This is a genomic window from Paenarthrobacter sp. NPDC092416, from assembly GCF_044755025.1.
In the GTDB taxonomy this organism is placed as follows: Bacteria; Actinomycetota; Actinomycetes; order Actinomycetales; family Micrococcaceae; genus Arthrobacter.
The window spans coordinates 302,837-328,536 of record NZ_JBIVQG010000001.1 but is presented as its reverse complement, the minus strand read 5'-3'; the positions used below and the strand labels follow the sequence as shown (position 1 = coordinate 328,536).

Sequence of the window (25,700 nt, the reverse complement as noted above, 5' to 3'; positions counted from 1 at the left end):
GCCGGGCCGTCGGAGAGGTTCGCCACAAAACTCTAGACATTAGACGTCAAACGTCTAACCTTTAAACATGGCGACGACTTCTCTTACGACAACAACAGGAAACATCCCTCTGATCTCACCCGCGCAAGCGGTCCCGAAGACGCGGGTCGTCGCCGTCGTCGGCATTATTGCCGTGGTGCTCATCGGCCTGAACCTGCGCGCAGGCATCACCAGCGCCGCCGCACTGTTCCACGAACTGCAGCAAGCCCTCGGCTATGGCGCCCTTGTTGCGTCCATTCTGCCGTCCATTCCGCTGCTGTGCTTCGCGGTTGCGGGCCTGGGAACCTCGTGGCTGACCCGGCGAGTGGGCGTCGAGAAGGCCATCTTCATTGCCTTGGCACTCCTGGCCGGAGGCCTTCTGGTCCGCGGCGTTCCGGTGACAGGTGCCCTGCTGGGTGGCACGGTGTTGGCCATGTCCGGTCTGGCCGTCTGCAACGTGGCCATGCCGTCCTTCATCCGCGAGCACTATTCGGAACGCACCTCCATGATGACGGGCCTCTACACCTTCACGATGTCCGGCGGAGCCACCTTCGCTGCGGCCGTGAGCGTCCCGCTGGCCCAAGAGCTCGGCTCGCCCTCCATGGGTCTGGCTGCGTGGGGGCTCCTGGGCGTCGCCGCCCTCCTTGGCTTCCTGCCCGTGGTCCTGCACTCGCACCGGAACGCCACCAAAACCGACCGCCCCCGAGTCTCCATGTGGCCGCTGCTGCGCACGCGCCTCGGCATCCTGATCACTGCGATCTTCACCTTCCAGGCGTTTCTGGCGTACGCCGTGATGAGCTGGTTCGCCTACATCCTGACTTCACAGGGCTTGAGTGCCTCTGAGAGCGGACTCCAGTTCGGCGTCATGCAGTTGGTTTCAGTGGCCGCCGGCATGATCCTGCTTGCCTTCGGCTCCCGACCCGGCATGCTGCGTCCCGCCCTGTATCTCGCAAGCAGCTCCACACTGGTGGCCATCGCCGCCATGATCTGGCTGCCGACGTCTTTGGCCGTGGTTCCCGCCGTCCTGTTCGGTTTCGGTTTGGGCATCTTCCCGCTGGTTTTGGTGATCATCAGCCGCAGCGGACGCTCGACGGCGGAAACCACCGCACTCTCCACGGTGGCCCAATCGCTGGGATACTTGATAGCGGCAGTTGGCCCCTTTGGCATGGGTCTCCTCCACAGCGCCACTGGCGGCTGGGTGCTGCCCCTGAGCTTACTGTCGATCGTGGCCGTGGCGCTCATGGTCACCTGCCACCTGCTCACGAGCAAGCGCACTGCAACCAAAACCGGACCGAGGAACGCATGACCCTGACCCCTTCGCATCGCCCGGCCCTCGCCGAGGAGATCACCGCCAAGCTGCGGGACATGATCAAGTCCGGAGAATGGCCGCTCCAGGAGCGCATCCCTGCCGAACCGGAGCTCATGGCCAGCCTCGGCGTCTCGAGGGGAACCCTGCGCGAGGCCATCAAGGCGTTGGCGCACTCCGGCATGCTTGAGGTCCGCCGCGGGGATGGCACTTATGTCAGGGCCAACAGCGAGATGTCCGGCGCGGCCCAACGGATGTACCTGGAGCACACGCAGGAACACATTGTGGAGGTCCGGCTCGGCTTGGACACCCAGGCAGCCCGGCTGGCCACCAAGCACGCCACCATGGAGGACGTCGCCGAGATGCGGCGGCTCCTTGCCTTGAGGCACGATGCCTGGCTGGCCGAGGACTACCCCACTTGGGCCCGCGCCGACTGGGACTTCCACGAGCGCGTCGCCCTGGCTTCAGGTAACCCGCTGTTGCACCAGCTGTATGTCTCGTTCGGCGGCGTTTTCCATGACGACCTCCTCCGGCAGCAGCGCAAGGACGGCTTCAACGGCATTCCCCGCGAAGGGCACGACGAATTGGTTGACGCTTTGGAAGCACACGATCCCGATGCTGCGGTGCACAGTGTTTACCGGAACCTGGATTTCTGTTCGGATCAGGGCGAGCGCTAAGTCGGCTTCCCTGAGCCGTTGCTGGCCCGCTGGCCGTTGCTGGCCCGCTATTCCGTGGTTGCCCAACCACGGAATAGCGGGCCAGCTACGTTCTACGGCAGGGTCTCGATTCCAGCCCCGGATGCATCCCTGAACTTGGCGTCGATCAGCACCACGTCGCGGCCGGCACGGTCCAACAGGCTGGCGGCAACACTTGCCCGGTAGCCCGTGGCGCAATGCACCCAAATCCTCGTGGCCGGCAGCTCGGTGATTTTGCCAAGCAGCTCATACACCGGCACATTGAGGGCTCCCTCTACATGTGAGGCCGCGTATTCGTCCGGGCGACGAACATCCAAAACCACGTCCGTTGGTTCGCGGTCCTTGAGGAGATCAGCCCAGTCCCCGTGCGGGTACGCCGCCTGTGGGTGGTCGGGCGCCAAGGCACCAATGTCCACGACTCCAGCGTCAGGCCCGACGGCGGCTTCCGGGCTCTCGATGCCAATCCTCGCCAAGTCCCGGATCGCCTTCTCCACAGCATCCAACGGACCCAAAAGAGTGAGCGGTTTGTTCCACGGAATGACCCAGCCGATATAGCTGGTGAAGTTGGATCCGTGGCCGTATTCGAAACTTACGCTGCCGTGCAAATGACTGTCGGCGAAGGCTACGCGATGCCGCAGATCCACCACCCACTCCCCCGCCCTCAAGCGCCGGGTCAACTCAGCGGCGTCCACGGAATCCGGAACGTCAAGTTTCGCCGCGCCAGGACCCGCCGCGTTGATCGGGCTCATGTGGGCGTAGTACGCCGGATAGGCGGTGATGTTCTCCAACAACTCGGCGACGAAGTGGTCCTCGTCCGGATCCGTCAGGGCATGGTTGGCTGTTGCTTGTTCGCCGATCGTGGACGCGCCCTGCCGGCTTGAAGGTCCAACAGAGCAGAAGGATCCGAAGCCGTGCGTTGGATATAGCGCGGCCTCTGGTTGAGCTGAATCCACCAAACGCCGGACCGAAGAATACTGATCGTGGGCGAGCCCTGCCGTGTCATGTGGCGAGACCAGGTCCGTCCGGCCGACTGAACCGTAGAGCAAGCTGCCGCCGGAGAACACGGCTTCAGGACCGCCGTCGTGCGTCTCATCCCGGACCACGTACGAGACGTGAGTGTGCGTATGTCCAGGAGTGGCAAGCACCGTCACCGTGAGGCGGCCAACGTGCAGGACCTGGCCGTCCGAAATGGGGACGCGGCTGAACGCAACGTCATCCGCTGCGTTGACCAAATACTCGGCGCCATGTTTTTCAGCCAAAACCAGGCCGCCGGTGACGTAGTCGTTGTGCAGATGGGTTTCGGCCACATGCGTGATCCGGACGCCAGCGGCACGCGCGGCTGCTTCAACGCGGTCGGTATCCCGCTGCGGGTCAATGACCAGGGCAACCGTGCCGTCATGCACCAAGTAGCTGCGGTCGCCCAGCTGGGGAGTTTCGATGACCACCACGTCCATACCTTAGGTTAAAGCAACGCGGGGTCACTTAGGGCCCATCCGGACGGTCGGAATGGGCGCTAAGTGACCCCGCGTTCTCTGGTACTAGACCTGTGCGGCTACGCCATCACGGGAGATGTTGACCATGTCCTCGCGCGGCACAACCTTGATGCGTTCACGCTTGACCTCAACACCGTGGCTGGTGCCGGCCTCGGTGGCTGCGGCGCCGAGCGCGAGCTCGTGTGCGTCCAGGGCCAGCCAGCCTTCCCAGCTGGTGAACTTCACGCCGCGGGCATCGAGAAGATCGACGACTGCCTCAGCCGCCGGAACCTCAGCCAACGGCAGGTCCTGGCGGTCCGCGAGAAGGTACGTGACGGTTTCGAGCGCATCGCCCTTGGTGTGGCCGATCAGGCCGACCGGACCACGCTTGATCCAGCCCGTGGCGTAGAGGCCCGGAACGTGCTGGCCGTCGGCGTCCAGGACGCGACCGCCGTCGTTCGTGACGACGCCCTTCTTGTGGTCGAACTCGACGTCCGGCAGGGCCGAACCAAAGTAGCCGATGGAGCGGTACACGGCCTGGACCGGGTAGTCGATGAACTCGCCGGTGCCGCGGGCGTTGCCCGTGCCGTCCAGCTCGGTGCGCTCGAACTTGATGCCGGCAACCTTGCCCGGGGTTTCCGGGGAGTCGACGATCTCAACCGGGCTGTGCAGGAAGTGCAGGTGCAGGCGACGGGATGCCGTGAGCTCGGAAAGATCCTCGGGCTGCTCGGCGATCCAGTTGGTGAGCGTGCCAACCATGGTCTTGGTCTGGTTGTTCGTCTGGACCTGGCGGTCGGACTCTTCGTCGAATTCGAAGTCCTCGGCGTAGAGAATGATGTCGACGTCCTTGGAATGCGAGAGCTCGCGGAGTTCCAGCGGGGTGAACTTGACCTGCGCAGGGCCACGGCGGCCGAAGACGTGGACGTCGGTGACCGGGGAGTTCTTCAGGCCGGCGTAGACGTTGTCCGGGATTTCGGTGACCAGGAGGTCATCGGCGTGCTTGGACAGAACGCGGGCGACGTCCAGTGCCACGTTGCCGTTTCCGAGGACTGCGATTTCCTTGGCCTCGAGCGGCCATTCGCGGGAAACGTCCGGGTGTCCGTCGTACCAGGAAACGAAGTCGGCGCCGCCGAAGGAGCCCTCAAGTTCGATGCCCGGAATGTTCAGGTCCGCGTCCTTGATGGCGCCTGTGGCGAAGATGACGGCGTCGTAATGCTTGCGGAGGTCCTCGATGGAGATGTCCGTGCCGTAGTCGACGTTGCCGAAGAAGCGGATGTCGCCGCGGTCCAGGACCTTGTGCAGGGCGTTGACGATGCCCTTGATGCGGGGGTGGTCCGGGGCGACGCCGTAGCGGATCAGGCCGTACGGTGCCGGGTAGCGGTCAAAGAGGTCGATGCTGACGTTGAGTTCGCCGCTCTTGACGGCCTCGCTCTTGGTCAGGATGTCCGCTGCGTACACGCCGGCAGGGCCGGAGCCGATGACGGCGACGCGAAGCGGACGGTCCGCAGAACCTACGGGGGTGCTAATTGACACGGCTGTGTTCCTTCTTCTTCTCAGTCCTCCCAACTAAGTAGCAGTTGATGCCGTTTTGAGGGCTCAAAACGCGCTTAAATGCGACCTAGTTGGGCAAGGGGGCTTAGTTACTGCGGACGCGGGGACGATTGGGGGTAATAGTGCTGTAGTCAGCGGTCTTGAAATGTTGTGGGGCGAACGGGCTGACTCGGACAACATCGCCGATCACGATGACTGCTGGATTGGCCACGCCGACGGCTTCTGCCTGGTCCGCAATGGTTCCCAACGTGCCGATGGTGACGCGTTGGTCCGGCAAATACCCGTTCTCTACGATACCTACTGGCGTGTCCAAAGGCAGACCCGAGCCTGCCAGGGCAGCCGCGGAATCGCGCAATTGCGCCACTCCCATGAGCAACACCACAGTGTGATCGGGCCGCGCGGGGACCTCGGATAGCTCTTCGTGCCCTGTGACCACGCTGAATCCCTTGGCCAGGCCGCGGTGCGTCACGGGGATGCCGGCGGCGGCCGGAACCGAAATCGCCGACGTCACGCCGGACACTACTTCAACCACGACGCCGTTCTGCCGGCAAAACTCTGCTTCCTCGCCACCGCGACCCAAGACATAGGGGTCACCGCCCTTCAGACGGACCACGCGGTTGCCCTTGAGGGCTTCTTCCACAAGGATTCGGTTGATCTCAAGCTGCGGTACGGGGTGGTGGCCGGGCGTCTTGCCGACCTCAATAACGCGAACGTCAGGGGCCAGTTCCTTGAGCAGCTCGCGCGGGCCAAGACGATCTGCAACGACGACGTCGGCCTGGCCCAGCAGGCGCCGACCGCGGACTGTGATGAGTCCCGAGTCGCCCGGGCCTCCACCAACGAGCGCTACAGAACCCACAGGCGCTTTGCCAGCAGCGTCCGGCTTGCGGTGGCGGCGGAGTGGGAGGTCGCCCGTTTCGAGTGCCGTGGCAACAGCATCCCGCAGTGCCATGGCGCGGCGCGGGTCTCCCCCGGCGTTGATGGCGATCTTGACGTCATCCACCACTGCCACGGCCGGCGTCCATGCTGCCGACGATTCGTGGTCCGAGGCGTTGACACACCAGATGCGCTGCGCTTCGGCGTCGGCTGCAACCTGGGTGTCCACGGCGGAAGTGCCAGTGGCGGTCTGAACGAACCACACGCCGTCGAGGTCTGACGTGCGGTACTCGCGCTGCTCCCAGGTAAGGAGTCCGGCATCGGCAAGTCCGCGAAGGGTTTCGGACGCAACGGGAGCGACCACCGTGACTTTCGCACCGGCGTCGAGCAGTCCCTTGGCGCGGCGCTGCGCAACGGGTCCGCCGCCCACAACCAGCACCGGGCGGCCGAGCAGCCGGAGTGCGGTGGGGTAAATGTCCTGTATTGCCATGAAAAAACTGTAGGGCGGGGCCGTAACATGCATCAAAGGCGCGGAAACACCCGGTAACGCTGGGTAATCCAGCGTCACATACGCGTCATCCGTTGTTTCCGCCAGCACACGTCCGGAAACGGTGCCGATGGCCCCCCGGGCCTCCGGAAAATCAGTACCTCTAGAAAACAGACCAGCCCGTGCGCGTCGTGAATTCGTCCAAGGCAGCCACACCTGCCACCGAGTTCCCGGACCGCCCAAGGCCCGGGCTCCAGACACTGATGGCGCATTTGTTGGGGACAACTGCGACGATTCCGCCCCCAACACCGCTCTTTCCCGGGAGACCCACGCGATATGCGAATTCCCCGGCGGCGTCGTAGGTCCCGCAGGTGAGCATGACGGCATTGATCCGCTTGGTCTGTGCCGGGGACAGCAACCGTGTGCCGTCCGCTCCAACACCATTGGAGGCCAGGAACCGGGTTGCGAGCGCCAGGTCTTCACAGGTCATGGCCAGGGCGCACTGCTCCACATAGGACTCAAGGACCGCTTCCACGGGGTTCTCGAGGTTGCCGCAGCTGGCAAGGAAGTGGGCCAGAGAAGCGTTGCGGTGGCTGTTGCGGAGTTCCGACGCTGCTACGTAGTGGTCCGCGGCCACGGTGGAGTTGCCGGTTTCCCGACGCATCAAATCGCGGACAGACAGGGCGGCGCTTCCCGTGACGCTGAGGAGCCGGTCACTGACGACAATCGCGCCGGCGTTAATGAAGGGGTTCCTCGGAATCCCTTCTTCGCTCTCCAACTGGATCAACGAGTTGAACGGGTTGCCCGAAGGTTCGCGGAAGACGCGCTTCCAGATGCCATCGCCGTCGAAGGCCAACACCAAGGCGAGCGCGAACACCTTGGAAATGCTTTGGATGGAGAAAGGCACCTGCGCGTCCCCTGCAGAGTAGACGTCACCGTCCCGGGTTGCGACGGAGATGCCGAACTGGTGTGGGTCCACGGCGCCAAGCTGCGGAATGTAGTCTGCCACGTTGCCCTGGCCGACATGGGGCTGTACCGCCCCGACGATGTCGTCGAGGAGATTCTGGATGTCCAAGGTTCTAGTTCCTGGCCTCTGTGTAGGTCCATAGTCGTATCTGTAGATGGGCAAGCAATCGTTCGTCCGCGGACTGCAGGTCCAGCCCTGCCTCTTCGCACGCACGGCGCAGCCGGTAGTGGACGGTGTTGCGGTGGATCGCCAGTTCCTCGGCGCAGCGGTTCACATCGCCAAAGAATTCGAGGTAAGTAAGCAGCGTCAAGGCGAACTCCGGATAACGGTCGCAGAGCTTCGCTATGCCCTGGTGCCGAAGCCCCTTCCGGGTTTCCAGCAGATCCAGCAGTTCGTTGGTGAGGACCGTGGTTTCCACATCCCCGTATGAAGCAACACGGATGGACGGGGTGCTCTGCAGCACCTTGAGGACGCTGCGGACGTGGTCAAGCGTGGCGTACAGGGCGTCCAGCCGCGGAACAATCGGGCCCACGGCGGCCTGGACTTGGAAGTGCAGGTGGGTGGTGGCGTCACGCACAATCGTGTTGACCAGCCGGTTGATCGCGGGCAGTGACTTTACAGGATCCAGGTCCGGCAGGATGATCGCTGTTTCCGTGCCCAGGGCTCCCACCACTGCTCCCGGACGGTACGCGGCCGCATGGATGGATGCGAGGTTGGAGAGTTCACCCCTGCGGAGCTGGAGGCCAGGGGCGCTCTGGTCCAACCCGCCCGCGGAAATCAACACCAAGGCCGCAGGTTTGGCGGGGTCGATACCTGCCGACTGGGCCTGTGAATGAACCTGTGCCGTTCCGCTGAGCAGGCTGGATACCCGGTCTTCGCGCATCGATTGGGATTGCTGGTTCCGGTGGCGGACCAGTTCAATCGCGGCATGACGGGCAGCGCCTACCATCAGCCTGTCAGTATTCGGCGCCAACGGCTCGGCACCTTCCTGCAGCCAGATGTAGCCCATCACCCGGCTCCCCGCATGGATGCCAATGGCCACGCGTTCCCGAAGGCCGGCCTCAGGGTTGGCATCCACATGGACGGGTTCCTCGGTGGCCTGAAGGTGCTTGTAGACGCCTGATTCCTTGAGGAGTTTCTGATACCGCTCCGGTCCGCGCCGCGCAAGGATGGACAGGCGCCGGAGCTCGTCAACATCGTTGGATGCCGGCGAGTAGGCGAGGACCCTGTTGCCCGGGTCCTCGATGACTACGTGGCCGTTGGTCAGGGTTGCGGTTGTTTGGGCGATCGCGAACAAATCCCTATGCACCGTGGTGGGGTTCTCCCCGGCCACACCGCGTTCCCGGATACGGTCCACAGCGACGCTTTCGAACTTATCCCAGCGAAGGCCGGGAGCTACGGCCACCAATCCAATACCGGTGGAGTGCAGCAGTTCCGCCACGGCTTCGAGTTCACGCTCGTTTCCCTTGACCGCAACGGCCGTGGGCCTGCTGCTGATGATCCGCCGGATTGCCGGCAGCGCCACGCGTCCACGGGCGCCGATGAGCATCACCAAGGACCCAGGGCGGGTGGCCTCCTCGTCTTCTGCATCCACAATGACCGTTTCACGAACTGTCAGGTTGTCCGTATCGGGGGCAAGCAACAACCGTGCATTGTCCACGCCCAAGTCTTCAAGTACATCGCTCAGCAAGGTGACGACGCCGTCGTCGTCAATGTCCAGGGCCTTCAACGAAGCTATCGCTTCCTCTCGTATTCAGTTCGGGTCAACTGGGTTCCTTCGCCATTGAAGAAATCCTGCCCATGCTCCTGCGCAATCGCGCACAGCGAGAAACATTACCGGGCCTTCAGGACACCAGTGTTGTCCAGCCGGCACAAGAGCCGGGCCTTGAATTTGGTTCGCCAGCCAATTTGCGCGATTCGCCCGAGATCTAGAGTTATTTACTGTCCCCAACGCCACAAACACTGTGTGTTCCGCCAGTGCCAGAGAACACGTCTGTGCTGTTCGGGACTGTTGAGCTGCCGACGGCGGCGCCGGAGTCAAAGGAGACCCCTCAGTGATACCCACGTCAGTTTCAGCGCACACTGCTGCGCCCGACCGGTCCGACGAGGCCCGCACCCTGCTTGTTGCCCAGGAGCCAGGCCACGATTTCTCAACGGAAGAATCGGGCTACCGGAAGACCCTCAAGCCCCGCCAGATCCAAATGATCGCCATAGGCGGCGCGATCGGCACGGGGCTTTTCATGGGAGCCGGGGGCCGCCTCAATGGTTCAGGTCCGGCCTTGATCCTGGTGTATGCGGTGTGCGGATTTTTTGCTTTCCTCATCCTGCGGGCCTTGGCCGAGCTTGTTCTCTACCGTCCGGCCTCAGGCTCGTTCGTTTCCTACGCCCGTGAATTCTATGGCGAGAAAATGGCCTACACAGCTGGTTGGTTGTACTTCCTGAACTGGGCCATGACCTCAATCGTGGATGTGACCGCGGTGGCCCTCTACGTGAAGTTTTGGGGCCAGTTCTGGCAGCCGATCAATGACGTCCCGCAGTGGCTCATCGCCCTCATCGCACTGGTTGTAGTGCTGGCGTTGAACCTCGTGTCGGTAAAGATCTTCGGTGAGATGGAGTTCTGGTTCGCCCTCATCAAGGTCGGTGCGCTGGTAGCCTTCCTCGTCGTCGGAATCTGCTTCATTGTCCTGGGTGGCAGGACAGATGTGGGCGTTCCCGGCCTCAACGTCATTGCGGATAACGGCGGCCTCTTCCCCACGGGCGCGGTGGCACCGCTCCTGGCAATCAGCGGCGTCGTCTTCGCGTACGCAGCTGTTGAGTTGGTGGGCACCGCCGCCGGCGAAACCGCCAACCCGCACAAAGTCATGCCCAAAGCCGTCAACACGGTGGTTCTCCGTATCGGCATTTTCTACGTCGGCTCCGTCCTGTTGCTCTCCCTTCTGCTGCCTTTCACGTCCTACAAGTCCGGTGAGTCGCCGTTCGTGACCTTCTTCTCCCACCTTGGCGATCCCCAAGCCGGCGCGATCTCGGCCTCGGTGATGAACTTCGTGGTTCTGACCGCCGCCCTCTCGAGCCTGAACGCGGGCTTGTACTCCACCGGCCGGATTCTGCGTTCCATGGCCGTCAAAGGCTCAGCGCCCCGCTTCACCGCCCGCATCAGCGCTTCCGGCGTCCCTTACGGCGGCATCCTGCTGACAGCGGTCATCACCCTGATGGGCGTGGGCTTGAATGCGATCGTTCCGTCGCAGGTCTTTGAAATCGTGCTCGAGGTCTCTGCGCTGGGCATCATCGGGGGCTGGGCCACCATCATGCTCTGCCACATCAAGCTCCAGGCATGGGTGCGGAGCGGCAAAGTCGCCAGGCCCGCATTCCGACTCTTCGGCGCCCCCTTTACCTCCTATCTCACCCTCGGATTCCTGGCCTTCGTCCTGATCACCATGGGCTTCTCGGAAACAGGCCGATGGGTGCTCGCGTCCCTGCTGGTGCTGGCGCCGCTGCTGGTGGGTGGCTGGTATGCCCACCGGGCCCGAATCCGTCATGAGCAGTCCGCTGTGAACCCGCCCTCAGTTTGAAAGAGAAAACACGTCACATGAGCACCCTCTCCCCCCTTCCAAAAATTGGCACGCCCAGCCGCGCCTGGAGGTCACGCGCCGATGCTTGGGAGTTCCTGGGATATGCCATCAAGCAGCTTGCCTTGGACCGTCACGCAGGATCGTCCGACTCAGGTTTGCACTCCCAGATCAGCCGGACTTTTGCGCTCCTGGATGCCGTGGAACCCTACTGGGCAGAGCCGGGCGTTGCGGCTGTGGCCCAGTTGCGCCAATTGGTCGACGACGGCGACCCCCACGCCGCGCTGGAACTTCTGGGCGGTTTGGCGCACCTTCCGCTGGCTTCCGGAGCGGAGCAAGGTTCATCTTCCGGGGTTCTCCAGGAGTCGCTGGAGGACGAGGTTGCACCAGCCGAGCAGGCTGAGCGACCCCGCTTTGAGGTCCTGCTGGTGGACAACATCACGGCCCAGGAAACGGAGGCACTGAAGGGCAGCATGGCAGCCCAGCGCCGCCCTTCCGATGCTTTCACGTACGAAATCAATGTGGTTCCGAGCTACGAAGACGCGTTGGTCGCGGTCCTGCTTAACCCCGATATCCAAGCCGTGATCCTGCGTCCGGGCTTTTCCGTTCGCAGCTCCCAGCAGCTCGGCAGCGACCTCCGCCGGTTCCTGGCTGGGCACACCCCCGAAGACCTGCAGGCTTTGCGACCTGTCAAACGGATCCTGGGCTTGGCCGAGGAATTATCCGGGCTCCGGCCTGAGTTGGACGTCTACCTGGTTGCAGGCGTTTCCATCGAATCCTTGGCCGGGTCACTGACCAGGAAGTTCCGAAGGATTTTCCGCAGGCAGGATCACCTGGACTTGCATTTGTCCCTGTTGTCCGGGGTTGCAGAACGATACGAAGCTCCGTTCTTCACGGCCCTGCAGGATTACAGCCGTAGGCCCGCAAGCGTCTTCCACGCCCTGCCCATTTCACGGGGCGGATCCGTAGGGAACTCCCCCTGGATCCGGGACATGGCCGATTTTTACGGGACAAACCTTCTTTTGGCAGAGACTTCGGCAACGTCCGGCGGCCTCGATTCCCTGCTGGACCCGCATGGATCCATCAAGCAGGCGCAGGACCTCGCAGCCCGGGCCTTCGGAGCGCAGAGAACCTACTTCGTTACCAACGGCACGTCCACGGCCAACAAGATCGTTCATCAGTCCCTGCTGGCCCCTGGTGACGTTGTGTTGGTTGACCGGAATTGCCACAAGTCCCACCACTACGCCTTCGTGCTCGCCGGTGCCCGCGTTTCATATTTGGATGCCTACCCCTTGGACAGGTACGCCTTCTATGGTGCTGTGCCCTTGGCCAGTTTGAAGCGCAGGCTGCTTGAGTACCGGCGGGCCGGACGGCTGCACGAAGTCAAAATGGTCACGCTCACCAACTGCACCTTTGACGGAATCGTTTACGACGTAGAACGTGTCATGGAGGAATGCCTGGCCATCAAACCCGATCTTGTTTTCCTGTGGGACGAGGCATGGTTTGCTTTCGCCCGCTCCCACCCCATCTACCGGCGTCGAACGGCAATGGCTGCAGCCGCCGCGCTGGAAGCCTCCTTCAGCAACCCTGCCTACGCTGCCCGGTACGCCGAGCAAGCAGCGGCCCTGCATGACCCAGTCACCGGTGAACCCCTTGATGACGAGGCCTGGCTGAACACGAGGCTGATTCCCAACCCTGCGGAAGCGCGGATCAGGGTTTACGCCACCCAGTCAACGCATAAAACGCTGACATCCTTGCGCCAGGGTTCGATGATCCACGTGTACGACCAAGACTTCATGGCGTCCAACCAGGAGTCCTTCCGCGAGGCGTACATGACCCACACCTCCACCTCGCCCAACTACCAAATCCTGGCTTCCCTGGACATTGGCCGTCGGCAGGTGGAGTTGGAAGGTTTTGGTTTGGTCCAGAAGCAATCCGACCTCGCTATCTCCGTCGCGCAAGCCGTTGCACGGCATCCCCTGCTGAAGAAATACTTCCGGGTGCTGACCTCGCGGGACCTGATTGAGCCTCAGTACCGGGAAACCAGCGCGGCCATGCCGCTGCGGGAAGGATTGGCGGAACTTGAGGATGCCTGGCAGCGCGATGAGTTCGTCATTGATCCCAGCCGCCTGACGCTGGACATCAGCAGGACAGGAATCGACGGCGACACGTTCCGCCACAGCTACCTCATGGACGATCACGGAATCCAGGTGAACAAGACGTCCCGGAACACTGTGCTGTTCATGACCAACATCGGCACATCGCGGAGCTCCGTGGCGTACTTGATCGAGGTCCTGGTCAAACTGGCCGAGGGATTTGAAAGCCCGCATCCCTCAGCGCGACCCCGAACAGTGCCAGTGCCCGTGTCTTCGCCTGCATCGCCGCAGGCCGGAGGGCCAGGGGTGGTTGGGCAGACACCACCGCTCCCGGACTTCAGCACCTTCGCGGCGCGGTTCCGCGTGGACGACGCCTGCGAAGACGGTGATATCCGGGCTGCCTACTTCGAAAGCTACAAGCCTGAATCCACCGCGTACTTGTCCGCCGGCGAGCTTGCCCTTGCAGTGCGTGCCGGGCAGGAAGTCATTTCCGCTGGGTTCGTCACGCCGTACCCGCCCGGCTTCCCCATCCTCGTCCCGGGCCAAGTCATTACCCGGCAGACGTTGGAGTTCATGGCTGCCTTGGATACCCGCGAGATCCACGGCTTCGATCACGAACGTGGCTACCGGGTGTTCGTGGATGGGTCGGCGGTTTCGGGGTCCGGGGTTTCGGGGTCCGGCTCTTCGGATGCTTCTGTTTCGGATACTGCTGTGGAAGCGGCGGGCATCGGGCGGCTGCCCGCCGCTTCGTAGGGCGTCACTCAGGCGTTTTGTCGGGACTCAGGCGCTTTGGCGGGCCCAGCCAAAAGCAGGTGCGATGTACTTCGCGACGTTCCCCAGGAGCTTCGCGTTGTACTCCACCCCAAGTTGGTTGGGCACCGTCAGCAGGACAGTATCGGCAGCTTGGACGGCTGCATCGGCTGCCAGTTCTTCCGCCAAGCCGTCCGGCTCCCCGATGTAGCTCTTCCCGAAACGGGACAACGCGCCGTCGAGAATTCCTACCTGGTCCTGCCTGTCAGCCTGGGCGCGCAGGCCGAAATAGTGGTTATCTTCGTCGTCCACAATGGGGATCACGCTGCGACTGACTGAAATCCTCGGTTCGAAATCATGCCCTGAGGCTGCCCAGGCTTCGCGAAACATCTGGATCTGCTCGGCTTGAAGTTCGTCGAACGGGACGCCCGTGTCCTCGGTCAGGAGCGTCGAACTCATGAGGTTCATGCCTTGCTCGGCGGCCCAGACTGCCGTCTTGCGGGTTCCGGCTCCCCACCAGATCCGCTGTGGAAGACCGGGCGAAAGCGGCTGGATAGGCAGAAGTCCGGTGGCTCCACCTGCGTAGTGTGGATCAGCCTGGGCCACCCCGTGCCCGGCAATGGCCTTGCGGAAGAGCGCGGTGTGGCGCCGCGCCATGTCGCCCGCGTCCTCGCCGTCGTTCGGAACATAGCCAAAGTTGGCGGCTCCGTTCAAGGCAGGCTCGGGTGAACCCCGGCTTACTCCAAGCTGAAGCCGACCGTCGCTGATCAGGTCCGTGGCCGCAGCTTCCTCCGCCATGTACAGCGGGTTCTCATATCGCATGTCGATCACTCCGGTGCCCATCTCGATCGTGCTGGTCCGTGCCGCCATCGCTGCGAGCAATGGGAAGGGCGAGGCCTGCTGCCGGGCGAAGTGGTGGACCCGGAAGAACGCCCCGTCGATCCCCAGTTCCTCTGCCGCCACCGCCAGTTCGATGCCCTGCTTGATTGCTTCGCCGGCCGATGGCACCAATGAACCAGGGACGCGTGCCCAATGGCCGAAGGAAAGGAAGCCGATCCGTTTGTTGTGCATGTCCGGGACAACAGCGGGGGTGTTCGGAGAATTCCGTAGCACGCTTGGTGTTCGTGGCTGTTTCTGTGGTCGCGGCGCACCGCTTACCGCTGTTCGCACCCCTTACCGCTGATCGCACCCGTAACCACCGGCGCGTGCGGCGCGAACTGGTGCACCCCCCTGCGCGGAACGGGTGCGTATGGCGGCAACGGGTGCCTGTGGCGCGAAGTGGTGCGGCCCGCACTCGAAACGCGGCGCACCACTTGCCGCTTTTCGCACCCTCGAGGACCTCTATTTTGGGAGGGTCTCTCCGTTGGGTCCTACTTGTTTACGATCTTGCAGGTGTTCGGGAAGCGGTGCAGGGTTACCTTCGGCGTCCCGAAAAACCTGTGCTCCGCGTGACGATTCCTGCTGTGGGGTTGCCGGCGCTGCTTCGCTGCGCGGATCAATGACAGTGGTGGGGAGCATGGGCGGCGGATCTGTTGGATCTGTTGGAGCAATGCTGACGATCTTCCACTCGGTACCGCTCTTCGCCAGATCTATGTTTTGCTCATAGACGTATACCTCGTCGGGGCCCTGCACGCCGGCGACCGGGGTGTACGACAAATGTGTCATCTCAGAAACGACAGCCTTCGCACTGTCATCCGAGATCGAGAGCTCCTTGATGGCGATCTCGGAGCTGCTCCTCGTAAAACCAACACCGTAGACAACAAGCCTTTCCCGGCGCAGTTGGAGGTCCCGATACTCCTGCTGGGTTTCGGCCACGGACTCCGGCACGAAATCCTGACTGATGTCGTCCGCAGTTGAAGTAAAGCCCGCGACAATCTGATGGTTCCTGCGGTCAATCGCCCGCTCGATAACCGCCTGTATGGCCATTGACGATTCGGGATCCGGGGTGGACGGCGGATTCCCGCACGCCGAAACAACCAGAAGTCCGAGCACCATTGCGGTTCCACGAATCCAACGAGACATGACCATGACGGGGCCCCCTTTCCGACGATCGTCATCAAATCGCCTCCCCCACATTGAAGGCCCTTCGAAAACTAACAGTGCACTGTTGTTAACACCAGACCCGGCAACGCAAATAGTCGACGGCGGGAGGTCGCCGTCGGGCGTTCACGTTGCCCCGGGTGGGCTCGCACCACATACCGCCGATCGCACCCGTAACCACCGGCGCACAAAGCGCCAAAGGGTGCGACACCAGCGCCGACGTGGCGCGATCGGCGCAAACGGGTGCGACACCAGCGCCGAACCGGCGCGATCGGCGCAAACGGGCGCACCTGGCGGGAACGGGTGCAGGCACGCAAAACACCCGACGGCGGGAGGTCGCCGTCGGCGTTCACGTTGCCCCGGGTGGGCTCGCACCACTTACCGCCGATCGCACCCGTAACCACCGGCGCACAAAGCGCCAAAGGGTGCGACACCAGCGCCGACGTGGCGCGATCGGCGCAAACGGGTGCACGTGGCGGGAAGGGGTGCACTTGGCGGGAGCAGTCGCGGGGACGCAAATAGTCGACGGCGGGAGGTCGCCGTCGGGCGTTCACGTTGCCCGGGTGGCTCGCACCACTTACCGCCGATCGCACCCGTAACCACCGGCGCACAAAGCGCCAAAGGGTGCGACAACAACGCCGAAGTGGTGCATCAGGCGCCAAAGGGTGCGACACCAACGCCGAAGTGGCGCGATCGGCGCAAACGGGTGCGACACCAGCACCGAACCGGCGCGATCGGCGCAAACGGGCGCACCTGGCGCGAAGGGGTGCAGGGACGCGGGAGCAGTCGCGGGGACGCAAAACACCCGAAGGCGGGAGGTCGCCGTCGAGCGTTCACGTTCCCCTGGATCGGGCCGCACCACCTACCGCCGATCGCACCCGTAACCACCGGCGCACAAGGCGCGAGCCGGTGCGACCAGCGCTACCGGCTACTCCCCGCCAGCAAGCCCCTGCGCTGCAGCAGGCGCTTCTCGATCGGCCCGAACACGAGGAGCTCAATCAGGATACCTACGGCCAGGATCAACAGGATCGCGGACATGACGACGGCCATGTCGGCCAAAGTGCGTCCCTGGTCCAGGAGCGAGCCCAGACCGAAGCCGATCGTTCCGCCCACTGCGATGATCTCCGCTGCCATCAAGGAGCGCCAGGAGAAGGCCCAGCCCTGCTTCAATCCGCCGATGTACCCGGGAAGGGCCGCGGGAAGCACGATCTGGAGCGCCATCTGGAGCCGGTTTGCGCCAAGGACGGTGCCAACGCTGCGGTATTGCGGCGGGATCTGGTCCACGCCGGAGATGAGGCCGTTGATGATGGACGGGATGGCGCCCATGAAGACCACGAAGTAGACGGTGGCATCTGTCAGGCCGAACCAGATGATCGCGGCAGGAACCCATGCCACGGAAGGCAGCACCTGGAGCCCGGAAATCAGCGGACCAAAAGCACGTCGCAACGGAGCAACCTGGGCCAAGAGCAGGCCCACGGGTGTCGCGATCGCCACGGATATCAGGAAGCCGATCAAACCACGCTGCAGGGAGGTCCACACTGATTCCTGGACTTTGCCTTCGCCCCACAGCGTCACCAGCTGGCTCAGCACATCCAGAGGACCGGGGACCTGGTCGCGACGCTTGAGGCCAAGGGAAACGTAGAACTGCCACACGAGGACAAGGACCACCAAAGCGGCAATCGGCAGCAAAATGCGTTTCCAGTCGATCCCGGCCTTGCGACTGATGTCCGACTGGAGGTTGTCCAGGCCGGCTTCGAGATCACGAAGCTCGGACGGGTTGCCCTTCAACGACGGCGACGTAATGTGCTCGCGGGAATCTGTCACGGGGAGGGTCCGCTCTTCGGTGGTGGTGGGGTTACTTGGCATGGCGGCGGATCTCCTCGCGAAGACGTCGGGTAATTACACCGGTGAGCTCCCCAGCGCGCGCCGGATCTGTACGGTGTTCCTCGGTGACGTCCCATTCGGCAACCACACGGCCGGGACGCGAAGACAGCAGCAGCACCCGCTGCCCGAGCCGTACCGCCTCGCGGACGTTGTGGGTGACGAACACAATCGTGCGTCCGGTTTCCTTCCAGATCCGCTCAAGTTCGTCATGGAGGAGGTCGCGGGTGATGGCGTCGAGTGCCGCAAACGGTTCATCCATCAGCAGCAACTGCCGGTCTTGTGCCAACGAACGGGCCAAGGCTACGCGCTGGCGCATGCCGCCGGACAGCTCATGGGGGCGCTTGTCCCCTGCGCCGCCCAGGTGGACGAGCTCAAGCAGTTCGGTTGCCCGGGCGCGCCGGCTCGCCTTGCTGCTGGACTTGTCCGCCAGCTGCAGTGCGAGTTCGATGTTGCCGCGGGCGGTCAGCCACGGGAACAGGGAGGCGTCCTGGAACATGAAGGCGGCGCCGTCGCTGGGTACTTCAAGAGCGCCCGACGTCGGCCGTTCCAGTCCCGCCATGATGTTCAGCAGGGTGGACTTGCCGCAGCCGGACGCACCGAGGAGGGCGACAAACTCGCCCTGCGCGATGGTGGCGTTGACGTCGTCCAGCACCGGGGCGCCGTCGCCGAAGCGTTTACCCAAGTGTTCCAGTACGACTGGCATGGTCCCGTCCTTCGTTGTTGTTCGTAAATCGTTGGTGTTGCGCCTGAAGGCTGGTCCGCTCCGGGGTGGAGCGGACCAGCCTGTGGTTGGTTAGTCCTGGCCGAGTCCTGCAGCGGAGGTCTTCTGGCCCTGTACCTCGTTCAAGGCGCGGAGGTCGAAGATCCCGTTGATGTCGGCCTGCTTGGTGGTCCCGGCATCGACGCCGTCCTGCAGGAGCTTCTTGTACGTTCCGGCCAGCGGGTCCGTGGTGAAGGTGATGTTCTGCAAGGCGCGCTCGATCACATTCGCCGGGAGCGGCTTGCCCGCGGTGTCCTTCAGGACAGCGTTGATGGTGCTGGCCTTGTCCGCCGCGGATGCGTTGTTCAACCAGTTCACGGATTCCACATGGCCCTTCAGAAGTGCCTTGACAGTTTCCGGGTGTTCAGCAGCGAACTTCTTGTTGACGATCAGGATCGTGGTGGTGAATTCACCCTTCTCCCACAGATCCTTCTCATCCACCAGGACCTTCGCCCCGGCTTCGAGCACCAAACGCGAGGCCCACGGCTCCGGCAGCCACGCGCCGTCGAGCTTCCCGTCCTGGAAGAGCTTGAGCGACTGGGCGTTCTCGGTCGGGTTGATGGTGACGTCGCCGCTGCCATCGGGATTGGTCTTGTAGCCCTGGCCACCGAGCCACGCGCGCAGCGCCACATCCTGGGTGCCGCCAAGCTGCGGCGAAGCGAGGATCTTGCCCTTAAGATCAGCGGCCGAAGTGATCTCGGGCTTCACCACGAGCTGGGCTCCGCCCGATGCGGCGCCGGCGATGATGCTGATGGACTCGCCGTTGCTCTTGACGAAGGAGTTGATGGCCGGGTTCGGACCAATGTACGTAGCGTCGATAGCACCGGCATTCAGCGCCTCGATCGCGGCGGGACCGGCATTGAAAATCTGCGTGCTCAGCTTCGTCTCACCCAGTTCCTTGGCGATGAAGCCTTTGCTGGTACCGACCAGCGCCGGACCGTGGGTGACGTTGCTGAAGTACCCGAGCTTGAGCTCAGCAGCCGGCGACGTCGTCGGAGCAGGTGCGCTTTCGTTGCTCCGGGAGACCGCGGAGGCAACTGCAGCGCCGGCACCGATCAACAGCACCAGGCCAACAGCCAAACCGATCTCAAGGGCACGGCGGCGCTTGGGCTTGGAGGGACTCTCACCGGCAACGATGCGCGTGGTGCCGGTGTTTGGGGTCTCGGGTGTGTTTGCCATGGGGGGTCCTTAGGAGTGGGATGCGAAGGGGGCGAAGATCAGGCCCCGTGACATCGCCCGATCCGGGCAAGTAAGGACCGTTCCGAAGAGGTCATGGATTCACAGTAGGGACTGTCATATTTCCGCTTCAATACCGCAGAAACCAAGGGTCATGCAGGGTCACGTGGCGTCATATTGGCCGCCAGCGCTGCGATGTCCCCAGGCGTGGTGCGGCAGCAGCCACCGATCAGCCGCGCGCCGGATTTGCGCCACTCGACGGACAAACCTGCCAGGGTTCCGGCGTCCCCCACATGCGAGCCCGGACCCCAGGTTTTGGTGGCGGCGTCGTACGTCTCCCCCGAATTGGGATAGGCGATCAGCGGCGTCTTGGTGCCGGACCGCAGGTCTTCGAGGGCCGGCGTTACGAGTTCCAGCGGAACACAATTGACCCCGACGGCGGCCACGCGCGGTTCCGCGCGGAGCAACGCCGCCACCTCCGCAAGAGGCGTTCCGTCACTGATGTGGGCACCGTCCCGGAGCGTAAACGTAAACCAGGATTCGACGTCGAACTCCGCCACGAGCGCCAACAGCGCCTCCGCTTCGGCGAACGACGGCAGGGTCTCGCACGCCAGGAAGTCCGCTCCGGCGTCCACGAGCGCGGCAATGCGTGGGCGGTGGAAATCACGGAATTCCGCGGGAGAAAGCGTGTAATCGCCCCGGTACTCCGAACCATCGGCGAGGTAGGCGCCGTAGGGGCCAACGGAGCCGGCCACCAGAAGGGGGCCGCTCGCAGAGCCGTCCGCCAAGGAATCCTGACGAGCTTCGTCGGCCAACCGGACGCTCCGGGCAACCAGCTCCAGCGATTCCTCCACCGAAAGCCCGCGACGCGCAAACCCCTGGGGAGTTGCCTGGTAGCTGGCCGTGATCGCCACGGAGGCTCCGGCGTCGTAGTAGTCGCGGTGGACCTGTTTGATCAGGTGCGGTTGCTCCAAAAGGACCTTGGCCGACCACAACGGGTCCTCAAGGTCGCAGCCGTGCGCCTCCAATTCCGTGGCGAGGGCGCCGTCCAGGACCAGGTCCTTGCCGGCGTCCAACAAACGGCTGAGTGCTGTGTTCTGTGGCATGCGGTGCGCTCCCCTGCTCAAATGCTCAAATCCTCAAATCCTCAAATGAAAAGACCACAGCTTGTTCGAAATCCGTGCCGTTCAAGGCCTGGAATTTCGAACAAGCTGCGGTCTTTGTGACTGTCTGTGTCCTTAGATGACGTAACGTTCGTCTTCGTGGTCACCCGGGTGGTCCTTGACCAGGCCGGCGGCAAGCGTGTTGCCGTCGATGGGGTCGATCACCAGGAACGCGCCGGTCCGGCGGTGGTGCAGGTAGTTCTCCAGGGGCAACGGAGCAGCCAGCCGCAACTGGGCGTGTCCGATGTCGTTGAGCTCCAGGCTGGATGCCGGCTCCACGTTGAACGTAGCCAGGTCCAGCTTGCCGGTGACGTTCCGGACCAGTGCCTGGACAGTGCGTGTACCGTGCTTCACGAGGACCTTCTGGCCTTCACGCAAAGGCTTGGGCGAGAGCCATGCCAGCGACGCGTACAGGTCGGCCGTGCTTTCGCGGACCGTTCCTGCAGCGGCGATGGTGTCACCACGGGCGATGTCGATCTCATCAGCCAAGCGGACAGCCACCGACTGCGGCGCAGCGGCCTCCTCCAGCGATTTGCCGGCAAAGTCGATCCCAACAATCGTGGTGATGCGCGGCTCGTGACCCGGGCTGAGCACGGTGACTTCGTCGCCAAGCTTGACGGAGCCCTCCGTGATCTGGCCGGCGTAGGCGCGGTAATCGCGGTATGCCTCGACGTCCAAACCACCAGCCACTGCGTCAGGCGCCAGCGCACCCTGCGGGCGGATGACCAGCTGCACCGGGAACCGGAAGCTCTCCAACTCGGCCTCAAGCTCGTCGGCCGCGGGAAGGGTTTCCAGAACCTCCAGCAGTGCCGGACCCGTGTACCAGGGAGTGCGGTCCGAGCGGTCCACCACGTTGTCGCCATCAAGGGCGGAAACGGGGACCACCAGCAAGTCAGCCACACCATCGGAACCAAGTCCGAGCTCGCGGGCAACCTTCTGCACATCAGTTTCGATGTCGCGGAACACCTGCTCGCTGAAGTCCACCAGGTCGATCTTGTTCACGGCCACAATCACGTGGGCAACGCGCAGCAGCTGCAGCACGGACAGGTGCCGGCGGGTCTGCTCCAGCACACCCTTGCGTGCGTCGATGAGGACGACGACGGCATCCGCAGTGGACGCGCCAGTCACCGTGTTCTTGGTGTACTGAACGTGACCGGGGCAGTCCGCCAGGATGAAGCTGCGGCGGTCCGTAGCGAAGTAGCGGTATGCAACATCGATGGTGATGCCCTGCTCGCGCTCGGCACGCAGGCCGTCGGTCAGGAGGGCGAGGTCGATGCCACCCTTGTCACCGCCGAAGCCGCGGTCCGCTGAGGTGCGGGCAACGGCGTCGAGCGTGTCAGCAAGAATCGCCTTGGAATCGTGAAGGAGGCGGCCCACCAAAGTGGACTTTCCGTCGTCGACCGATCCGGCAGTTGCGAAACGGAAGAGCGTGGACGGAAGCGGCGCGGACTCGAGTCCGGTCTCCAGGAATGCGGTTTCGGTGCTCATTTAGAAGTAGCCGTCCTTCTTGCGGTCTTCCATGGCTGCCTCGGAGATGCGGTCATCTGCTCGGGTGGCGCCACGTTCGGTCAGGGTGGAGGCAGCGACTTCAACTACGACGTCGGCCACGGTGCGGGCGTCAGACTCGACAGCACCTGTGCAGGACATGTCACCAACGGTGCGGTAGCGGACAAGCTTGGTGATGACGTCCTCGTGCGGCAACGGCATGGACACCTCGCCCACTGCACGCCACATGCCATCGCGGGCAAAAACCTCACGCTCGTGGGCGTAGTACAGGCTGGGGAGCTCGATGTTCTCGCGCTCGATGTAGCGCCAGATGTCCAGCTCGGTCCAGTTGCTGATGGGGAACGCACGGACGTGCTGGCCTACAGTGTGGCGGCCGTTGTACAGGTTCCACAGCTCGGGGCGCTGGTTGCGCGGGTCCCACTGGCCGAATTCGTCGCGCAGGCTCAAGATGCGCTCCTTGGCGCGGGCCTTGTCCTCGTCACGGCGACCGCCGCCAAAAACGGCGTCGAACTTGTTGCGCTGGATGGCGTCCAGCAACGGAACGGTCTGCAGCGGGTTGCGGGTTCCGTCGGCGCGCTCGGCAAGTTCGCCGCGGTCGATGAACTCCTGGACAGAGCCCACCACGAGCTTCAGGCCAAGGCGCTCCACCGTGCGGTCGCGGAAGTCGATGACCTCGGGGAAGTTGTGGCCTGTGTCCACATGCAGGACCGGGAAAGGAACCTTGCCCGGCCAGAAAGCCTTGGTGGCCAGGTGCAGCATGACCACGGAGTCCTTGCCGCCGGAGAACAGCAGCGCAGGCTTCTCGAACTCAGCAACAACCTCGCGGATGATGTGGATGGCCTCGGACTCGAGGGTGTCCAGGCTGGAGAGGCGCGTAGAGACAGCGGCTTCAGTCACCAGGGTGGACTCCTCAGTTGTGTATGTGCTCATGTGTGTAGTCCGCATTCTGTCTTGTCGGATCCTGCCCAGCGGCCGGCACGGGGATCTTCACCCGGGGCCACTTTGCGGGTGCAGGGCTGGCAGCCGATGGACGGGTAGCCCTGGCTCAGGAGTGGGTTGACGGGAAGGATGTTGTCCTCGGAGTACTCGACCAACTGGTCGAAAGTCCAGTCGACCATCGGGTTCACCTTGACCAGGCCGAAGCCCTCGTCCCAGGTGACCACCGGCGTGTTGGTGCGGGTGGGTCCCTCGTCGCGGCGGACACCGGTGAACCACACCTCGTAGCCGCCAAGCGAGCGGCGCAGCGGCTGAACCTTGCGCAACGCGCAGCACTGGGCGGGATCGCGGGCGAAGAGGTCCTTGCCCAGCAGGCGGTCCTGCTGTTCCACTGTGTTCTCGGGGAGGACGTCCACCACGTTGACGCGCAGGTTCGCCGCAACTTCGTCACGGGTCTCGTACGTTTCCTTGAAGTGGTAGCCGGTCTCCAGGAACAAGACGTCGACGCCGGGAAGCTGGTCGGCGACCAACGCCGGCAGGACGGCATCGGCCATGGAGCAGGCGACCGTCACAGCGGGCAGCTCGAAGTTGCGGGCCACCCAGGCAATGACGTCCCGGGCAGGGGCATTCCAGCCGAGCTCAGCCGCGCCGGCCTCAGCCAGCGCCTTGAGTTCGTCGTTGGAACGCTTGGTTGCAATTGTCACTGGAGGTCTCCTTCATCTGCGGAGTGTGCCCACTCTGCGAAGGTCTGGCCCTCGGCGCCAACGGCGACGAACTTGCGGACCACACGCTCGACGTAATCGGGCAGGTCTTCCACTGTGACCTTGAGACCGCGGACGGTGCGGCCCAATCCGGCTTCCTCGCGGTGGTTGTTGGCCAGCCCGCCACCAAGGTGGACCTGGAAACCCGGGGTGGGGTCGCCGTCGGGCGTGGGCAGCATCATGCCCTTCAGGCCGATATCGGCTGTCTGGATACGTGCGCAGGAGTTGGGGCAGCCGTTGATGTGGAGGGACAGTGCCTGCGGCAGCTGGTTGGACTCAACGAGGTCAGCCAGGCGGCGTTCCAGTTCAGCGATGGCCGTTGCCGCGGTGACCTTGGTTTCCACGATGGCAAGCTTGCAGAACTCGATGCCCGTGCAGGCAATGGTTCCGCGTCGGAACAACGACGGACGGGCTGAAAGGCCCAACGTGTCGAGTTCGGCGATGAGCGGCTCCACCTGGTCCTTGGCTACATCCAGGATGACGAGCTTCTGGTGAGGAGTAGTGCGCAGGCGGTAGGTGCCGTGCTGCTCCAGTGTGTCGGCCAGCTTGACCAGGGACTCACCGGACGTGCGGCCCACAGTCGGGGTGACGCCGATGAAGAACTTGCCGTCCTTCTGCTCGTGAACACCGATGTGGTCACCCGGCGAGGTGGGCTTCGGAGCGGCGGGGCCGTCCGGGAGCTTGAAGCCAAGGTATTCGTCTTCAAGGATCTGGCGGAACTTCGCCGGGCCCCAGTCGTTCATGAGGAACTTCAGGCGGGCCTTGGTGCGCATGCGGCGGTAGCCGTAGTCGCGGAAGATGCTGGTGACACCGAGCCACACTTCAGCGGCGACGTCAGCCGAGACGAACACACCGAGGCGCTCTGCCAGTCGCGGGTTGGTGGACAAGCCGCCGCCGACCCAAAGGTCGTAGCCGGCGCCAAGCTCGGGGTGGACAACGCCCACCAAGGCGAAGTCGTTAATCTCGTGCACCACGTCCTGGGACGGGTGGCCCGTGATGGCCGTCTTGTACTTGCGCGGCAGGTTGGCCAGCTCCGGGTCGCCGATGAAACGCTCGGCGAGCTCGTGGATGAGCGGTGTGGGATCGATGATCTCGTCCTTGGCGATGCCGGCAACCGGCGAGCCCAGGATGACACGCGGAACGTCGCCGCAAGCCTCAGTGGTGGACAGGCCGATGCCTTCGAGGCGGCGCCAGATTTCCGGCACGTCTTCCACGCGGATCCAGTGCAACTGGATGTTCTGGCGGTCTGTGAGGTCCGCCGAGCCGCGGGCGAAGTCCACCGAGATCTGACCGATGACACGCAGCTGCTCGGTGGTCAGCGCACCGCCGTCTATGCGGACACGCAACATGAAGTACTTGTCTTCGAGCTCGTGCGGCTCAAGCGTTGCGGTCTTGCCGCCGTCGATCCCGGGCTTGCGCTGCGTGTACAGGCCCCACCAGCGGAAACGGCCGTGGAGGTCCGTGCCGTCGATCGAGTCGAAGCCCTCTTTGGAGTAGACAGACTCAATGCGCTCACGGACGTTCAGTCCGTTGTCTTCCTGCTTCCAGGTTTCATTGGCGTTGAGGGGCGTGGTGCCGTCAACCTTCCACTGACCGTGGGGCTTGGCGGCAGGGCGGGTGCGTGCTGGGCGCGAGGGGACTGCGGTGTCCGCGGACGCACCGGCTACAGCTGTATCTGTCATATAACGACTGT

19 protein-coding genes are annotated in these 25,700 nt (G+C 63.6%); 4 read left to right on the top strand and 15 right to left on the bottom strand.

Features of this window, described 5'->3' with window-relative positions; genetic code table 11:
* Nucleotides 1-67: 67 nt before the first annotated feature.
* Both ACIQC5_RS01390 and ACIQC5_RS01385 read left to right on the top strand, forming a co-directional pair.
* A complete protein-coding gene (locus ACIQC5_RS01390) occupies nucleotides 68-1,324 on the top strand; it encodes an MFS transporter (protein WP_400277898.1) in 1,257 nt (418 codons plus the stop codon).
* A complete protein-coding gene (locus ACIQC5_RS01385; RefSeq protein WP_400277896.1) occupies nucleotides 1,321-2,001 on the top strand; it encodes a FadR/GntR family transcriptional regulator in 681 nt (226 codons plus the stop codon). Before ACIQC5_RS01390 ends, ACIQC5_RS01385 begins: the two co-directional genes overlap by 4 nt.
* 92 nt (nucleotides 2,002-2,093) lie before the next feature.
* On the opposite strand, the gene ACIQC5_RS01380 is transcribed toward ACIQC5_RS01385, so the two are convergent.
* The 5 genes from ACIQC5_RS01380 to ACIQC5_RS01360 all read right to left on the bottom strand — a co-directional run bounded on the left by ACIQC5_RS01380 (nucleotide 2,094) and on the right by ACIQC5_RS01360 (nucleotide 9,098).
* Nucleotides 2,094-3,473: a rhodanese-like domain-containing protein gene (locus ACIQC5_RS01380; RefSeq protein ID WP_400277895.1), complete on the bottom strand. Its 1,380-nt coding sequence runs from the start codon at nucleotides 3,471-3,473 to the stop codon at nucleotides 2,094-2,096.
* A gap of 84 nt (nucleotides 3,474-3,557) precedes the next feature.
* A complete protein-coding gene (locus ACIQC5_RS01375; protein WP_400277893.1) occupies nucleotides 3,558-5,024 on the bottom strand; it encodes an FAD-dependent oxidoreductase in 1,467 nt (488 codons plus the stop codon).
* A 103-nt stretch (nucleotides 5,025-5,127) separates the two neighbouring features.
* Nucleotides 5,128-6,405, bottom strand: a complete 1,278-nt coding sequence (cobA, locus tag ACIQC5_RS01370) for a uroporphyrinogen-III C-methyltransferase (RefSeq protein ID WP_400277891.1) — start codon at nucleotides 6,403-6,405, stop codon at nucleotides 5,128-5,130.
* Nucleotides 6,406-6,565: 160 nt separating this feature from the next.
* Nucleotides 6,566-7,477 (bottom strand): glutaminase, encoded by a 912-nt coding sequence (locus ACIQC5_RS01365; protein ID WP_400277890.1) that lies wholly within the window; start codon nucleotides 7,475-7,477, stop codon nucleotides 6,566-6,568.
* Between the two features lie 4 nt (nucleotides 7,478-7,481).
* The gene (locus ACIQC5_RS01360; RefSeq protein ID WP_400277888.1) at nucleotides 7,482-9,098 is read right to left on the bottom strand and encodes a PucR family transcriptional regulator; all 1,617 of its coding nucleotides are present in this window, start codon (nucleotides 9,096-9,098) and stop codon (nucleotides 7,482-7,484) included.
* A gap of 325 nt (nucleotides 9,099-9,423) precedes the next feature.
* On the opposite strand from ACIQC5_RS01360, the gene ACIQC5_RS01355 reads away from it, so the two are divergent.
* Nucleotides 9,424-10,938, top strand: a complete 1,515-nt coding sequence (locus ACIQC5_RS01355) for an amino acid permease (protein WP_400277887.1) — start codon at nucleotides 9,424-9,426, stop codon at nucleotides 10,936-10,938.
* A 17-nt stretch (nucleotides 10,939-10,955) separates the two neighbouring features.
* Nucleotides 10,956-13,784 carry an aminotransferase class I/II-fold pyridoxal phosphate-dependent enzyme gene (locus ACIQC5_RS01350; protein ID WP_400277886.1) on the top strand — a complete coding sequence of 943 codons (2,829 nt, stop codon included), beginning with the start codon at nucleotides 10,956-10,958 and terminating at the stop codon, nucleotides 13,782-13,784.
* Nucleotides 13,785-13,811: 27 nt separating this feature from the next.
* On the opposite strand, the gene ACIQC5_RS01345 is transcribed toward ACIQC5_RS01350, so the two are convergent.
* From ACIQC5_RS01345 to ACIQC5_RS01300, 10 genes are all read right to left on the bottom strand, one after another.
* Nucleotides 13,812-14,852 (bottom strand): LLM class flavin-dependent oxidoreductase, encoded by a 1,041-nt coding sequence (locus tag ACIQC5_RS01345; protein ID WP_400277885.1) that lies wholly within the window; start codon nucleotides 14,850-14,852, stop codon nucleotides 13,812-13,814.
* Between the two features lie 270 nt (nucleotides 14,853-15,122).
* Nucleotides 15,123-15,809 (bottom strand): hypothetical protein, encoded by a 687-nt coding sequence (locus tag ACIQC5_RS01340; protein WP_400277884.1) that lies wholly within the window; start codon nucleotides 15,807-15,809, stop codon nucleotides 15,123-15,125.
* A 933-nt stretch (nucleotides 15,810-16,742) separates the two neighbouring features.
* Entirely contained in the window at nucleotides 16,743-17,687 is a 945-nt protein-coding gene (locus tag ACIQC5_RS01335) for an ABC transporter permease (RefSeq protein ID WP_400277882.1), read from the bottom strand.
* On the bottom strand, nucleotides 17,677-18,408 hold the full coding sequence (locus ACIQC5_RS01330) for an ABC transporter ATP-binding protein (RefSeq protein ID WP_400277880.1): 732 nt from the start codon (nucleotides 18,406-18,408) through the stop codon (nucleotides 17,677-17,679). Before ACIQC5_RS01330 ends, ACIQC5_RS01335 begins: the two co-directional genes overlap by 11 nt.
* Nucleotides 18,409-18,498: 90 nt before the next feature.
* Nucleotides 18,499-19,644: an ABC transporter substrate-binding protein gene (locus tag ACIQC5_RS01325; protein ID WP_400277878.1), complete on the bottom strand. Its 1,146-nt coding sequence runs from the start codon at nucleotides 19,642-19,644 to the stop codon at nucleotides 18,499-18,501.
* A gap of 149 nt (nucleotides 19,645-19,793) precedes the next feature.
* Nucleotides 19,794-20,747: a homocysteine S-methyltransferase gene (mmuM, locus tag ACIQC5_RS01320; RefSeq protein WP_400277876.1), complete on the bottom strand. Its 954-nt coding sequence runs from the start codon at nucleotides 20,745-20,747 to the stop codon at nucleotides 19,794-19,796.
* Nucleotides 20,748-20,879: 132 nt separating this feature from the next.
* A complete protein-coding gene (locus tag ACIQC5_RS01315; RefSeq protein WP_400277875.1) occupies nucleotides 20,880-22,292 on the bottom strand; it encodes a sulfate adenylyltransferase subunit 1 in 1,413 nt (470 codons plus the stop codon).
* Nucleotides 22,293-23,240: a sulfate adenylyltransferase subunit CysD gene (gene cysD / locus ACIQC5_RS01310; RefSeq protein WP_400277873.1), complete on the bottom strand. Its 948-nt coding sequence runs from the start codon at nucleotides 23,238-23,240 to the stop codon at nucleotides 22,293-22,295.
* Nucleotides 23,237-23,950 carry a phosphoadenylyl-sulfate reductase gene (locus tag ACIQC5_RS01305; protein ID WP_400277871.1) on the bottom strand — a complete coding sequence of 238 codons (714 nt, stop codon included), beginning with the start codon at nucleotides 23,948-23,950 and terminating at the stop codon, nucleotides 23,237-23,239. Before ACIQC5_RS01305 ends, cysD begins: the two co-directional genes overlap by 4 nt.
* Complete coding sequence (locus ACIQC5_RS01300; protein WP_400277869.1) at nucleotides 23,947-25,689, bottom strand: nitrite/sulfite reductase; 1,743 nt, start codon at nucleotides 25,687-25,689, stop codon at nucleotides 23,947-23,949. The genes ACIQC5_RS01305 and ACIQC5_RS01300 overlap by 4 nt, the downstream gene beginning before the upstream one ends.
* Nucleotides 25,690-25,700: the final 11 nt, after the last annotated feature.